This window comes from Paraburkholderia sp. SIMBA_054, from assembly GCF_046534875.1.
In the GTDB taxonomy this organism is placed as follows: domain Bacteria; phylum Pseudomonadota; class Gammaproteobacteria; order Burkholderiales; family Burkholderiaceae; genus Paraburkholderia; species Paraburkholderia hospita.
On the sequence record NZ_JAWRXV010000005.1, the window covers coordinates 63,652 to 77,224 of the forward strand.

Genomic DNA, 13,573 nt, shown 5'->3' on the forward strand with positions numbered 1-13,573 from the left:
GGCGCCGCCCCGTGCGCCTGCAGCGTCATGCCCGCGTCTTGAGGCGCGAGCATGCTGGCGGATGGCCTGCTGCATATCACTGACCCGCAACCGCGTGCCTTGCGCGCAAGAGACTGACGAGCCATGCCACGTTTTGCCCACATCTTCGAAGCCGCTGCTGACACGTTGAATGCCTATTACCAGGCAGTCGCGGAGGTCAATATCGACAGTTTGATGGGCTTGTGGATCGACGAGGAATTCGTCAGTTGTATCTGCGCCGACGGCTCGCATCTGCACGGTCTCGACGCGATCCGCTCGGGGCTGACCGTTCAGCTCGAAGCGCAGCCGGTGTCGATCGAGCCACTCGACATCCGCGTTTACGACAGTCTCGGCACCGTTGTCTATGCGATTGCCGAAGCGCATCGGCCCGCCGACCCGGCCGCCGTGCCAGCGATGATCTTCACGACCTATGTGATGGTCCACGAGCGCGGCGAATGGAAGATCGCGCATATTCACGCGAGTGCGATGCCGAACGAAACCGCCTCGCAGTTTGCTGCGAAAATGAGACATGGTCAGGGCGCGCTGCACTGACGCGCCCCGCGAGACCAGCTTGACGGAAGTTCCGGCGAAAACTTCGGCCAGGCGCTTCGACTGAATACCGGTGTTGGCATGAGCACGACCCACGACAATAAAGCTTCTTCCAGACCGGCCCTCGATGCAGCCGCGGCTGCGGTTGGGGTTGCCGTGGGCACGTCAGTCGACGCGACCGTCGACATGCTTTACCGCGCCCCGCTCTGGCTTCCCAACAGCCACATCCAGACCATCGTTCCCGCGCTGTTCGGCCGCCGTCCCGAGGTGACCTACCGGCGCGAGCGCTGGGATACGCCGGACGGCGATTTCATCGATCTCGACTGGCTGGTGCCCGATCCGCTCGCGGCCTCTCCCACAGCCGATGCGCCGCTGTTCGTGCTGTTTCACGGGCTCGAAGGCAGCTCGGACTCTCACTATGCGCGCACGTTGATGGCGAGCGCCCAGATACGCGGCTGGCATGGCGTCGTACCGCACTTTCGCAGTTGCAGCGGTCCGATGAACCTGTTGCCGCGCTTCTATCACCTCGCCGACAGCAACGAAGTCGACTGGGTATTGCGGCGGCTGCGCGAGCAGCACCCGGGGCCGATTGTGGCGGCCGGCGTGTCGCTGGGCGGCAACGTGCTGTTGCGCTGGCTCGGCGAGCGCCGCGAAGACGCGTCGATCATCGCGGCGGCGGCGGCGATCTCCGCGCCGCTCGACGTGCACGCGGGCGGCCGCGCGCTGTCGCAAGGCTTCGGGCTGATCTACACACGCAGCTTCCTGAAAACGCTCAAGCTGAAGGCGCAGCAGAAGCTTGAACAGTATCCCGGCCTGTACGATCTGAACGACGTGCTTGCCAGCCGCACGATGCACGCGTTCGACGAGGTCGTGACGGCGCCGCTGCACGGCTTTCGCAGTGCGGACGACTACTGGACCCGCTCGACCACGCGCCCGCTGCTCCCCGAAATCACCGTGCCGACACTCGTGCTCAACGCGCGCAACGACCCGTTCCTGCCGGGCGCAGTCCTGCCGTCGCGCAGCGAGGTATCATCGACGGTGGAACTCGATCAACCGGAGCACGGTGGACACGTCGGCTTCATGACGGGCCCCTTCCCCGGCCGGATCGACTGGCTTTCGCGCCGGATCTTCGGCTACCTCGACCCGTTCACGCGACATGGATGACATCGTCAAGCAGGCCCTGGCCAAATGGCCAAACGTGCCGCATTGCACCGGCTGGCTGCTGCTCGACCGGCGCGGCAACTGGCGTATGCGCGATGAAGCGGCGCAAGCCGCAGGCGCGCCCGGCGAGCCGATCCGGCATACCGCCCTGCTCGGCTTCATCAACCGCAACTACGAAGCCGACGGAACAGGCCAATGGTTCTTCCAGAACGGGCCGCAGCGTGTATATGTCGAACTCGGCTACACGCCGTTCGTCGTGCGGCTCGCTCGCGATGACGTTAGCGGAAAACTCGTGTTGACGGATCAGGGCGGCAAGGCGTTCGAGCCGGCCGCCGTGTATCTCGACGACGAAGGCGGCATTCTTTTCATCGATCGCTCCACGCCCGCGCGTACCGCGGTGCTGCACGACCACGATCTCGATCTTTTCTCCGAGCACACGGATCTTGCGAGCGACGGTCAAAGCGGTGATTTCCACTGGCGTGTCGGCGAGGTCTTGAAGCTCGAGGCCTTGCGCAAGGCCGAGGTCGAGAAGCGCTTCGGATTCGTCGCAAGTCCTGCAGCGCATGTCGCTGCGGGCAGCGCCTCGTCCCAAGACAACCGCTAGCTGCTGTTCTTCTCGTCCTCGCGCTCTTCCTTATAGCGCGCCTCGAACTCATGCAGCCGCGCGTCGATCGTCGCGAGGTCGTAGTAGCCGACCGATTTAATGTCGCGCGCTTCCTTCAACTGCCGGATCGCCGACGGCCACGCCCCTTCCAGCGCGAACTTCTCCGCAAGCGCGCGATGCTGCGTCAGCGCGTCACCCGTTCCGACGCTCGCCTGCGCAAGATAACGCCACCAGACGGGCTGCTGCGGATCGGCGCGCGTCTCGCGTTGCGCCTGCGCTTGCGCCTCGCCGAAACGACGTGCGGTGAGCAGCGTCTGCAGACGCATCTCGATGGCCGCGTGCGATTGCGGCCAGCGCTTTTGCGCGATTTCCGCGAGACGCACGGCTTCGTCGTTGCGTCCGGCGCGCCGGGCGATATCGACGGCAAGTACGTCTAGGCTCGGCGAACTGCGTGAAGGATCGCCCTCGGCGCGCACTTTGGCGTCGAACGCAGAGCGCGCGGTCGCCAGCGAAGCCGAAGCGTCGTCGTATCGCTCGAGCAGCATCTGCGCGTACGCGATGCCGTACCAGTTGCCCGCCACGTTGAGCGCGGTACGGTCTTCGATTTCGGATCGCATCCGCGAGATGTCGTCCGCGTATTCGCTGCGCGAGCGGTCCTGCAGCACGCGCGCCCGCGCGCGCACGAACGTGTATTCCGACGACTGGCGCGGCTGCCGGTACGGCGAACGGCGCGCGCGGTCGGACATGTCGGCGATACGCTCGCCCGTCAGCGGGTGCGTGCGCGCGTAGGCGGGCGCGCCGGCGTCGCTCATCGACGCGCGATCGAGCCGTTCGAAGAACGACACCATCCCGTATGGGTCGTAACCCGCGCCCGCGAGCATCTGGAAGCCAACGCGGTCCGCTTCGTGCTCGGCCGCGCGCGAGAAGCGCAGCTGGTTGTCGACGGCATAGGCCTGCCCGCCAATGGCGATCGCACTGCCCAGATCGCCGCTATGCGCGAGGACGCCCGCCAGCACGCCGAGCAGCATGCCCGCGAGCGCCGCGTAGCCACTGTGCTCGCCCGCCGTGATCATCCGCGCGATGTGCCGTTGCAGCACGTGACCCATTTCGTGCCCGACGACGGACGCGAGCTCCGATTCCGTCTGCGTCGCGACGATCAGCCCGGTGTTCACGCCGATAAAGCCCCCCGGCAGCGAGAACGCGTTGATCTGCGCGTCGCGCATCGCGAACAGATCGAAATCCGGACGATAGCCGCCGATGAACTGCGCACTTGCAGCCGCCGCGAGCTTTTCGGAGATCGAGTTCAGATAGTCGCGTACGAGCCAGTCGTCGATATAGTCCGGATCGGCGCGGACTTCGCGCATCACGCGTTCGCCGAGCTTGCGTTCGGCTTGCGGCGTGAGCGAGCCGCCCGAGCCGTCGCCGAGATCGGGCAACTGCTGGGTCGACATCGGCGCGCGCAGGCTTGCGTTGCCGCCGGGGTTGCCCGAGAAGCGCGACTGCGCGCCGCCGTAGAGGCCGAACACACCTTGCGCGATGTCGGGCGGCACGGCTGTCGCGCCGTACGTGTCGAGCGGCCCGGTGACGAGCGGCAGTTCCGACAGGTTCGACGGCTGCGCGATGATCGCGGGCGGGACGGCGAGCGTGACGGACAACAATGCAGCGAGAAACCGTTTCAGACGCATTGCGGACGATGTGCGAAATCGAAAGCGGCGTAAGGTGCCGGAAGGAATGGGCCTTGTTTTCGATTGTACCGGGTGATGTGGGCGCTTCGGCTTCCTCGTCAGTGCACGGATGGCGGGTTGCCCACAGTCAGGCATCCGCACGCTTTGTGCGCTATCGTGATTCTTCGCCGTCCCGCGCCCGACTGCCCCGCGGCGCCCGCGCTGCTATGATAGGCGCCCTCTGAAGGAGCCAACCATGCCCGAACTCACTCATTTCGACGCAGCCGGCCAGGCGCATATGGTCGACGTCGGCGGCAAGGCGGAAACGAAACGCATCGCGGTCGCGCGCGGAACGATCCGTATGCTGCCCGCCACGTTCGATCTGATCCGCAAAGGCGAAGCGAAGAAAGGCGACGTGATCGGCATCGCGCGTATCGCCGCGATCCAGGGCGCGAAGCGCACCGCCGATCTGATTCCCTTGTGTCATCCGCTGGCGCTTACCCGCGTTGCGGTCGATTTCGAGCTCGACGAGTCGGGCCCAGCGGTGCATTGCCGCGTACAGGTCGAGACGCTCGGCAGGACGGGGGTCGAGATGGAAGCGCTGACGGCCGTGCAGGTCGGGCTGCTAACGGTCTATGACATGTGTAAAGCCGTCGATCGCGGGATGACCATCACCGATGTGAAGGTGATGGAGAAGCATGGGGGGAAGTCGGGGGATTGGGTGGCGGAGTGAGGTTTTGCTACGCACCTGCGTGGCTTGCCTGTTAAGTCTTACCCACTCTCGCTGAAGCAGCGGCGCGTCCAACGCGCCGCTTTCGTATTTGACGGCTGACGCATCAATCCTCGTCGTCGCCCTCTTCGTCGTCGTTGTTGATGTCCTTCGGCGGCGTGCCGTACTTCTTCATCAGTTCCGCCTTGAACGCCGCCAGCGTCTTCTGCTGATCACACAAATCGTACAGATACGCGAGCTGCGAAGGCCAGTCATGCAACTCCTCGGCGAAGATCTTCAGACGGTCGACGGTATCGAACGCGCCGTTGGTGTCGCCGCTCAACGCTTGCAACACCGCATAACGGCGCAGCACCGTTTCGCCCGGCAACAGCGCCATCGCCTGGCGGTGCATCGCGAGCTTGTGCGGCAGATCCTGCGCGTTCATCGGCAGGAGCGTCGCCATCCCGTACTCACCCCACGCACCGAACAGGAACGACGGGTCTTCACGATACTGGTCGAACGGATGCGAGCCGTAATACAGCACTTCGGAGCGCGCATAGTCGCGATAGATCGGATAGAGCGCAGCCAGTCCACCGAACACGATCACAAGGAACGCGCCGAACGACATGCCGCCCGGAATCAGCCGCAGCGGCTTCGTGTCGAGCAGACCGATCACGAACATCGCCGGCAGCAGGAAGAACATGTACTGCTGCGGATACTCGACGAGCGCATGCATCACCAGCACGCCGATCAGCGCGAGACCGAACACGCGCGCGGCCGTATGCGGCGCGCGCACGACGCGCACGAACCACGCAGCGAGACCGAGCAGCACGATACCCAGTCCGATCAGGCCCGTCTTCGCGAGCAGATCGATGAAGATGTCGTGCGAGTTGTTGGCAATCTCGACGCCGCCCAGCGCTTTCGCCAGATCGAACTGATAGCGCGGAAATTCGCCCCAACCGACGCCCAGCAACGGATGGGTGCGGAACATCGTCCAGCCGTACTTCCACAGCGCGAGACGCGGCGCGATCTGGCTCGAATCCTTCATGCGCTCGGCAGCCGACTGGGCCAGACCGAGATCGTAGTGAACGTTCGCCCAGCGGATCGCGGCATTCACCGCGAAAAACAACACGGCGAGCACGACGGGAATCAGCCACTCGCGATTGCTGCGGCGGCGCGACGGATTGCGGCGCTGCTCGGCAAACGCCATCCAGAACCCCGCGACGACGATCACGCCCATCTGCAGCCAAGGTCCGCGCGACACGGTCAGCGCCAGCCCGCCCGAAAAGATCGCCGTCACGAGCAGCCAGATGAATACGTTGATACGCCGCGTCTGCACGAGGTACATCGCGCCCGCAGTTGCGAACGCGATGTACGTCGCGAGGTGATTGGCCTGCGCCATGTTGCCGAACGGGCGGCGCTCGGTCATCACGCTGTATGCGACCACGAGCGGCGTCACCTTCACCTCGAGGTGAAACAGCTGGATCGTCTGGCAGAACACGGCAAAGAGGCCGCCCACGACCAGCGCGAACGCCGCCACCGTGAACGCGTTTTCCGTCAGATTCGCCCTGCTGAAACCGAAGCCGGCGTGCGTCGCCATGAACGCGGCAAGCAGGAAGCCGGCGCCGAGCCAGTTCATCGATGGCTGCGCGACGGGCAGCACGAGCGACTGCGCGACCAGCACGAGCCCGAAGCCCAGCGGCACCAGCGCGACGACGGGCGACGCGAACGCGACGCGCGGCCGTGCCGTCGACACCAGAAACGCGATACCCGCGCCCAGCAGCTGATAGAGCGACAGCGCCGTGAACTCGGCGTAGAAGGTCGGAATCGGATAGGTGTGGTTGACGACTGCATACGGCAGGATCAACGCACACGCCAATAAGAACAGTGAAAGATAGCGTGCGAAGGGGTTGGGCATGAGTAACCGGGGACGTCAGGTAGGGTAGCCCCCCTTCCTTGCGGAAGAGGGGCCCCCTAAGAACCGTACGTGCGAGTTTCCCCGCATACGGCTCAAGCCTACATATTTCTTATACGAAGCCCCGTTAGTGCTGCAACGGGGCCGGCTTAGCTACGACAAGTTTACCAACGTGCACTTGCCGGTGGCAGTCCGGGTGAAGCAATACCCTGTTCGATAGAGCGTCTGAACCGCCATACATCCGATACTCCAGATGATGGTCGTGCCAACCCGTCTCGTCCGTCAGGGCACAGCCACAGTGCGCACACCGCCCGCTCTGTGACATGTACAGCGAACCCCATTGCTTTCGGTAGCGCATCGAATCCCACATACGCTCCTGCCGCAGATGCTCGCCGTATTGCTCCCACACGAGATCAAAGGGATTGAATTCCCCCTTGACCTTCTTGTGGCGCCTGATTTCCGTACCGCTGATTTGGTACAACTCAAGCAGCCCCTTACTACCGTCCTCGCGAATGACAGGAGCAGCGAACACCCAATGCCGATTACCAACGGAGTGAAAGTACTTCCGCCTCACCCAGTCGGCGTTCTTATTCGGATGCCGCCGCTTGGACCACCGCCAGAGCCGCTGAAACACCAACGACTCCATGCGGCTGTACGCCTGCTTGGCCACTACAGGGCAGTGATACTGCGCCCAGCCCCGTAGTATCGGATTGAGCAGGCGGATTAACTCCTCCTGCTTGACCGCCTTATGACCGCTGATCGTATCCGCCACCTTGCGATAGAACGTCTGCACGTTCTTCTTGCTTGGCTTGATGAGTAGCGTTCCCGAGTACTTCCGGAAGTTCCACCCAAGGAAATCAAAGCCTTCGTCAATATGAACGATCCGGGTCTTCTCCTCCGATAGTTGCAATCCCCGCACTTCAAGGAAGGCTTCTACCCAAGGCCTGACTTCGCGTTCCAGCATCTCTTTCGAGTCGCCGGTAATGACGAAGTCGTCCGCGTATCGCACCACATTCACTTTCAGCTTCTTCGCCTTCCCGATTCCAAATTTCGCAGTGAGCTGCGCAACCAGTTCACGTTCCAGCCCGTTCAACGTCACGTTTGCCAGCGTCGGAGAGATGATGCCTCCCTGCGGCGGACCGGCCATCGTCGCCTGTAGCTGCCCTTTGTAAATCAGGCCAGCTTTCAACCATTTGCGGAGGATCACCCTGTCCATCGGGACATTGCTTTCCAACCACTTGTGGTTGATGTGGTCAAAGCATCCTTTGATGTCCGCTTCAAGTACCCATTGCGCTGATCTGCGACGGGCCATGACAACGAAAATCTGAGACATGGCATCAGCCGTCGAACGGTTAAGCCTGAACCCATAAGAGTTCGGGTCACTCGTCGACTCTGCTACCGGCTCCAAGGCCAGCAGATACAGGGCCTGCATCGCCCTATCCCGCATGGTCGGAATGCCCAGAGGGCGCTCCTTCCCATTGGCCTTGGGGATAAAGACCCTCCGTAATGGCAGAGCCTTATATCCGTGCCGCTTCAACCTGCCGACGGCTTCCCATCGGCTCTCAGGCGAATCCCATAGCTCGCGATCGACTCCAGCCGTTCGCGCACCCTGGTTCTGCGTAACACGTCGCACCGCATACAGCTTTGCGGACAACGTGCGGGTCAGCATCCGTTGCAGGGCTTTCACCCTGCGCCAGTCGCCTTCCCGCGTCGCCTTCGCAATTCGAATCTGCATCCCTCGCACGTTCCGTTCAACCCGACGCCAATCTACGGCGTGCCAGTTGTCCAGCGCGTGGGAAAGCGCAGATCCGGTCTTTCGACCAGATACTTTCATGCTGCTCTCCTACCTTGGATTAGACCCCCGGCAGAAGGCGCATCTCCCCCAGCGGGGAAGACACACCCCGCTGGGGAACAACAGAAACCTCAATATGAGCGCATGCACTCATATCTCGGACAAAAACCACAGTACGGGCGCATGCGCCCGCATCTAACCAAGTGACAGAGGGTAGTCAGCCGTCTTGCGACGGTAGACCAGACGGAAGTCTGCCCGCTTTCGCGTGGAGTGATGTTCCAACCCCTATCCGGACCATTACAGCCCGACCTTCGCTTTTTCCGTCCTCCCATACCTGCACAATCAACAGCGTCCCTTGCGGTTCGCCTGCCAGCCTGACCGCGCTGGCAACCATACAGGCTTACCACGTTCCCGGCATGTCACACGACTGACGTAGGTTCTGCCTCTTCCCCGGTGGCTGAGTGACGACGTAATCCGACGGTTGAGCGGATTAACCAGCCACGTACCTTTTGGTTAGAGCCCAATGTTCAAGCAGCTTTGGCTCCTCAGTGCTTACGAGGTTTATCAGCAGTTCACTTACGTTAACCTTATCAGCCAGCCTAGCTCCTCAACCCCCTTGCTGCTGGGAGTCTCCAGACCGTCCCTCACGGAACCAATCTGCCCGAAACGTCCGGGGGCTACATTGTCAGAAGAGCTTCACACCCCACCGTTGCCAGTGACGCATGTCTTCCTAGGCTACTGCTGGTCGTACAGCAGGTTCACTTCCTCGCCCAGACAGCAGGCGAGGCAAAACAATGACACACCGAGCTTTCGCTCGTATCGTCTAGCGACTCCGTTGCCTACTGGCGCAGGAATTGCACACATCACCCCGCCCTGTCGGCGGGAATGAAGCCGCTGACTGGGCGGGACCTGACGGTAATCAGGTCAATGCAATGCGGTATCCGGCAAACTGCTCCGGGTCCCGCTTTCACTAAAAAGCGTGCTCACAAGGAGCACGTCTACTGCTTCAATTGCGGCCCACAAGGGGGCCGCCTGCGGAGGGCATGGTGATCCGGCCAAGACCGTTTCAATAACCCTCTAGTCGATGCCCCGTAACGTAGGGCATACGGACACGAGCGTGCGTGTCGCACCAACCGGCGCACTATACAAAAAAATCCTTACGCTGTGCGCCGGCTCGGCGGAAATAACCCGGAATCGGGCCGTGGCATGGACATTTTTGCCACGGCCTTTGATGCGGGTTCGGTTTATACCGGGCTCATGCCGGACTCATGCCCGACTTACGTCGCGAATCTTCCACGTCCACTCAGCTGCGGCACTCGGGCGGCGCGAGATTCGACGGCAGCGTCGGAGCATCGGCGGGCAACGGACCAGCTCCCGGGGCCGGCAGCGACGAGGCAGCCTTGCCGCCCGCGAAGCATTCCCACGTGATGGTCCCCTTCTGCGCCGCGCCTTTCGTCAGCGCGACGCGGGCTGTGGGCGTGTCGGCGCTGTCGGGCGCAGACGGCACGAACACGATCGTGTTCGCGCCGTCGTCCGAGACGCGCGCCGCGAACGCGACGGTAATCTGGCCCGTGTCGTCGTCGATATGGATCGACTGCACGTTGCGTGTGGCGGGCGGCGACGCGTAGCCGCTGCCGAATGCATTGCCGCTGCCGGCGTTCTCACCGACGGTCAACTGCGCCGCGGACGCCAGCGACAACCCCTCGCCGACGCGGCTGCGCGCGAGATAGTCCTGATACGCGGGAATCGCATACGCGGCGATCACGCCGACGATGGCCAGCACGATCATCAGTTCGATCAGCGTGAAGCCCCACCAACGCCTGATGCGAGCAAGCGGGACGGGCCATGAGCCCGACGAACGGGCGCGCAGCCAGGGCGCACAAAACGTGGACAACGAAGCAACGGCAACGATAGCGGTCATCAGCAGGCTCCTCAAAACGAAAGCGCCTGCCCCGGGAATCAGGACAGGCGCTTCGATCGTAGCGAGCCGTGAATCGCGCCAACAGTCGGCCGAATGGCTAATGGTGCACGGGCGGATGCATCGGTAAAGTGACTGCGGTCAATGCGTGCCCGGCGGGGTATCGCCGGCGATACGGCTTGCGTTGCGCCGCTTCATCGCATAACCAAGGATCACGACGAACAGCGCGCAAGCGATGCTCATGCCGTACTCGGCAACGGGCGTATCGAGCACGGGCCAACGGTCGCCCGCCGGGTCGTTGATGATGAGACCGCCCGCGATCCAGCCGAGCAGCGCGCCGCCCAGCGTAATGACGACGGGATAACGGTCCAGCAGCTTCAGCACGAGCTGGCTGCCCCAGACGATCAGCGGAATGCTGACGATCAGCCCGAACACGACGAGGGCGATGCGGTGATGCGGCTCGGCGGCCTCGGCGGCGCCGGCAATAGCGATCACGTTGTCGAGGCTCATCACGGCGTCGGCCACGATGATCGTCTTGATGGCCGCGACCAGCTTGTCGGCGGGTTTGACATTCGCGTGCGCGTCGGGCGCGGGTGCCAGCAGGCGCACGCCGATCCACAGCAGCAGCAGGCCGCCCGCGAACTTGAGCAACGGCACATCGAGCAGAGCGACCGCAAACGCTATCAGCGCGACACGCAGCACGATGGCGCCCAGCGTCCCCCACAACACGCCCTTCGTGCGCTGCGCGGGCGGCAGGTTGCGGCACGCGAGCGCGATCACGACGGCGTTATCGCCACCCAGCAGGATGTCGATGACGATGATCTGGAAGACGGCGCCCCAGTGGAGCGTAGTGAGGAATTCGAGCATGGAAAGCAGGATAGAAGGTAGCGAAAGCAAACGGCAACAAAAAAGCGAGGCAGCAATTGCTCGCTCCCTCGCTTATCGTCGCGTCTTACGAAAGGACTTCGTAAGAGTATCAAAAAATGCCGGCACTGACCGGCGTTTCTTGAGCTTATCGCAACACTTCTTACAGCATCGCCTTCAGAAGACGCGCCATTTCCGACGGGTTCTTCGTGACCTTGATACCGCAGGCGTCCATGATTTCCAGCTTCGCGTCGGCCGTATCCGCACCACCCGAGATCAGCGCGCCGGCGTGGCCCATGCGCTTGCCCGGAGGCGCCGTGACGCCAGCGATGAAGCCAACCACCGGCTTCTTCATGTTGTCCTTGATCCAGTAAGCAGCGTTCGCTTCGTCCGGGCCACCGATTTCACCGATCATGATCACGGCGTCCGTTTCCGGATCGTCGTTGAACATCTTCATCACGTCGATGTGCTTCAGACCGTTGATCGGGTCGCCGCCGATACCGACTGCCGACGACTGGCCGAGGCCGATCGCGGTCAGCTGGCCAACTGCTTCATACGTCAGCGTGCCCGAACGCGACACGACGCCGATGCGGCCCTTGCGGTGGATGTGACCCGGCATGATGCCGATCTTCAGTTCGTCCGGCGTGATCGTGCCCGGGCAGTTCGGTCCGAGCAGCAGCGTCTTGCGGTTTTCCGCGCGCATGCGAGCCTTGAGTTCGATCATGTCGCGAACGGGGATGCCTTCCGTGATGCAGATCGCGAGATCGAGATCGGCTTCGACGGCTTCCCAGATTGCAGCAGCGGCGCCTGCGGGCGGCACGTAGATGACCGAGACGGTCGCGCCCGTTTCTTCCTTGGCTTCCTTCACGCTAGCGTAGATGGGAATGCCTTCGAAATCTTCGCCAGCCTTCTTCGGGTTCACGCCCGCGACGAATGCTTCGCGGCCGTTTGCATATTCACGGCATGCGCGCGTGTGGAACTGACCGGTCTTGCCGGTGATGCCCTGCGTGATGACCTTGGTGTCTTTGTTGATCAGAATCGACATGTATTGACCTCTGTTCGTTTGGTGGCGTGCTCAATAGCGTTGCGCGCGGCAAATACGCTTTGCCCGCGCCGCTCGCACGCCGCCATTCGTAATCCGGTGATAAGCGCCGGGGCGATCAGGCCTTGCCTGCGGCAGCCGCGACGACCTTCTGCGCAGCTTCTTCCATGCTGTCTGCCGAGATGATCGGCAGGCCGGAATCGGCCAGCATCTTCTTGCCGAGGTCTTCGTTCGTGCCCTTCATGCGCACGACGAGCGGCACTTGCAGATCGACCGCCTTCGAAGCAGCGATCACGCCTTCCGCGATCACGTCGCAACGCATGATGCCGCCGAAGATGTTGACGAGAATCGCCGTCAGGTTCGGGTTCTTCAGCATCAGCTTGAACGCTTCCGTGACCTTCTCGGTCGTCGCGCCACCGCCGACGTCGAGGAAGTTCGCCGGCTCGCCGCCGAACAGCTTGATCGTGTCCATCGTCGCCATCGCCAGACCAGCGCCGTTCACCAGGCAGCCGATGTTGCCGTCGAGCGAGATGTACGCGAGGTCGAACTTCGACGCTTCGACTTCAGCCGGATCTTCTTCGTCCAGATCGCGGTAAGCGACGATTTCCGGATGACGGAACAGTGCGTTCGAATCGAAGTTGAACTTGGCGTCCAGCGCGATCACCTTGCCGTCGCCCGTCAGGATCAGCGGGTTGATTTCGGCCAGCGATGCGTCCGTTTCCCAGAATGCCTTGTACAGGCCTTGCAGGATCGCGCGCGCTTGCGGGATCGATGCGTCGGGCACGCCGATCTTCTTCGCGAGATCGTCAGCTTCGGCGTCTTTCAGACCCGTCGACGGATCGACCGCGATCTTGTGGATCAGCTCGGGCGTCTTTTCTGCGACTTCTTCGACGTCCATGCCGCCTTCGCTCGACGCCATCACGACGATCTTTTGCGAAACGCGATCGATCACGAGACCGACATACAGTTCCTTCTTGATGTCAGCGCCTTCTTCGATCAGCAGGCGATTCACCTTCTGGCCTTCCGGGCCCGTCTGGTGCGTGACGAGCTGCATGCCGAGGATCTGGTTCGAGTACTCACGAACCTGGTCCAGCGACTTCGCAACCTTCACGCCGCCACCCTTGCCACGGCCACCCGCGTGGATCTGAGCCTTGACGACCCACACCGGGCCACCGAGCTCTTGAGCGGCCTTGACCGCATCATCCACCGAGAAGACCGGCTTGCCGCGCGGTACCGCGACTCCGAATTTCCGCAGGATTTCCTTACCCTGGTACTCGTGAATCTTCATGCGTGATTCCCTTCAGTCTGAGAGTTGGATTGAACTTCGCTTCCGGCTG

The 13,573-nt window shown here is 62.6% G+C and carries 11 protein-coding genes; 4 read left to right on the top strand and 7 right to left on the bottom strand.

What is annotated here, in order from left to right; genetic code table 11:
• Positions 1 to 123: 123 nt before the first annotated feature.
• The 3 genes from SB822_RS07685 (at position 124) to SB822_RS07695 (ending at position 2,332) form a co-directional block, all read left to right on the top strand.
• On the top strand, positions 124 to 570 hold the full coding sequence (locus SB822_RS07685; RefSeq protein WP_007590089.1) for a nuclear transport factor 2 family protein: 447 nt from the start codon (positions 124 to 126) through the stop codon (positions 568 to 570).
• Between the two features lie 78 nt (positions 571 to 648).
• Entirely contained in the window at positions 649 to 1,731 is a 1,083-nt protein-coding gene (locus SB822_RS07690; protein WP_244144571.1) for a hydrolase, read from the top strand.
• Positions 1,724 to 2,332, top strand: coding sequence for a DUF2946 family protein (locus SB822_RS07695; RefSeq protein WP_079484337.1), 609 nt, complete (start codon positions 1,724 to 1,726; stop codon positions 2,330 to 2,332). Before SB822_RS07690 ends, SB822_RS07695 begins: the two co-directional genes overlap by 8 nt.
• Here the strand turns inward: SB822_RS07695 and SB822_RS07700 are convergent.
• Positions 2,329 to 4,017 carry a M48 family metalloprotease gene (locus SB822_RS07700; protein WP_007590084.1) on the bottom strand — a complete coding sequence of 563 codons (1,689 nt, stop codon included), beginning with the start codon at positions 4,015 to 4,017 and terminating at the stop codon, positions 2,329 to 2,331. The two genes, SB822_RS07695 and SB822_RS07700, sit on opposite strands and share 4 nt — an antisense overlap.
• 235 nt (positions 4,018 to 4,252) lie before the next feature.
• On the opposite strand from SB822_RS07700, the gene moaC reads away from it, so the two are divergent.
• Positions 4,253 to 4,729 carry a cyclic pyranopterin monophosphate synthase MoaC gene (gene moaC / locus SB822_RS07705; protein WP_079484331.1) on the top strand — a complete coding sequence of 159 codons (477 nt, stop codon included), beginning with the start codon at positions 4,253 to 4,255 and terminating at the stop codon, positions 4,727 to 4,729.
• Between the two features lie 103 nt (positions 4,730 to 4,832).
• On the opposite strand, the gene SB822_RS07710 is transcribed toward moaC, so the two are convergent.
• The 6 genes from SB822_RS07710 to sucC all read right to left on the bottom strand — a co-directional run bounded on the left by SB822_RS07710 (position 4,833) and on the right by sucC (position 13,524).
• Positions 4,833 to 6,623, bottom strand: coding sequence for a PglL family O-oligosaccharyltransferase (locus SB822_RS07710; protein WP_410854445.1), 1,791 nt, complete (start codon positions 6,621 to 6,623; stop codon positions 4,833 to 4,835).
• 124 nt (positions 6,624 to 6,747) lie between these two features.
• A complete protein-coding gene (gene ltrA / locus SB822_RS07715; RefSeq protein WP_410854446.1) occupies positions 6,748 to 8,454 on the bottom strand; it encodes a group II intron reverse transcriptase/maturase in 1,707 nt (568 codons plus the stop codon).
• Positions 8,455 to 9,715: 1,261 nt separating this feature from the next.
• The gene (locus SB822_RS07720; protein WP_090835972.1) at positions 9,716 to 10,333 is read right to left on the bottom strand and encodes a pilin; all 618 of its coding nucleotides are present in this window, start codon (positions 10,331 to 10,333) and stop codon (positions 9,716 to 9,718) included.
• Between the two features lie 138 nt (positions 10,334 to 10,471).
• Positions 10,472 to 11,197 carry a TerC family protein gene (locus SB822_RS07725; protein WP_007590075.1) on the bottom strand — a complete coding sequence of 242 codons (726 nt, stop codon included), beginning with the start codon at positions 11,195 to 11,197 and terminating at the stop codon, positions 10,472 to 10,474.
• A 160-nt stretch (positions 11,198 to 11,357) separates the two neighbouring features.
• Positions 11,358 to 12,239 carry a succinate--CoA ligase subunit alpha gene (sucD, locus tag SB822_RS07730; RefSeq protein WP_007737368.1) on the bottom strand — a complete coding sequence of 294 codons (882 nt, stop codon included), beginning with the start codon at positions 12,237 to 12,239 and terminating at the stop codon, positions 11,358 to 11,360.
• Positions 12,240 to 12,354: 115 nt separating this feature from the next.
• Entirely contained in the window at positions 12,355 to 13,524 is a 1,170-nt protein-coding gene (sucC, locus tag SB822_RS07735; RefSeq protein ID WP_007586116.1) for an ADP-forming succinate--CoA ligase subunit beta, read from the bottom strand.
• Positions 13,525 to 13,573 lie beyond the last annotated feature (49 nt).

What these genes read in the sequence shown, in the direction of transcription:
- SB822_RS07685 (WP_007590089.1), top strand. Translation starts at nt 124, where the DNA reads ATGCCACGTTTTGCCCACATCTTCGAAGCCGCTGCTGACACGTTGAAT.
- SB822_RS07690 (WP_244144571.1), top strand. Translation starts at nt 649, where the DNA reads ATGAGCACGACCCACGACAATAAAGCTTCTTCCAGACCGGCCCTCGAT.
- SB822_RS07695 (WP_079484337.1), top strand. Translation starts at nt 1,724, where the DNA reads ATGGATGACATCGTCAAGCAGGCCCTGGCCAAATGGCCAAACGTGCCG.
- SB822_RS07700 (WP_007590084.1), bottom strand. Translation starts at nt 4,017, where the DNA reads ATGCGTCTGAAACGGTTTCTCGCTGCATTGTTGTCCGTCACGCTCGCC.
- moaC (WP_079484331.1), top strand. Translation starts at nt 4,253, where the DNA reads ATGCCCGAACTCACTCATTTCGACGCAGCCGGCCAGGCGCATATGGTC.
- SB822_RS07710 (WP_410854445.1), bottom strand. Translation starts at nt 6,623, where the DNA reads ATGCCCAACCCCTTCGCACGCTATCTTTCACTGTTCTTATTGGCGTGT.
- ltrA (WP_410854446.1), bottom strand. Translation starts at nt 8,454, where the DNA reads ATGAAAGTATCTGGTCGAAAGACCGGATCTGCGCTTTCCCACGCGCTG.
- SB822_RS07720 (WP_090835972.1), bottom strand. Translation starts at nt 10,333, where the DNA reads ATGACCGCTATCGTTGCCGTTGCTTCGTTGTCCACGTTTTGTGCGCCC.
- SB822_RS07725 (WP_007590075.1), bottom strand. Translation starts at nt 11,197, where the DNA reads ATGCTCGAATTCCTCACTACGCTCCACTGGGGCGCCGTCTTCCAGATC.
- sucD (WP_007737368.1), bottom strand. Translation starts at nt 12,239, where the DNA reads ATGTCGATTCTGATCAACAAAGACACCAAGGTCATCACGCAGGGCATC.
- sucC (WP_007586116.1), bottom strand. Translation starts at nt 13,524, where the DNA reads ATGAAGATTCACGAGTACCAGGGTAAGGAAATCCTGCGGAAATTCGGA.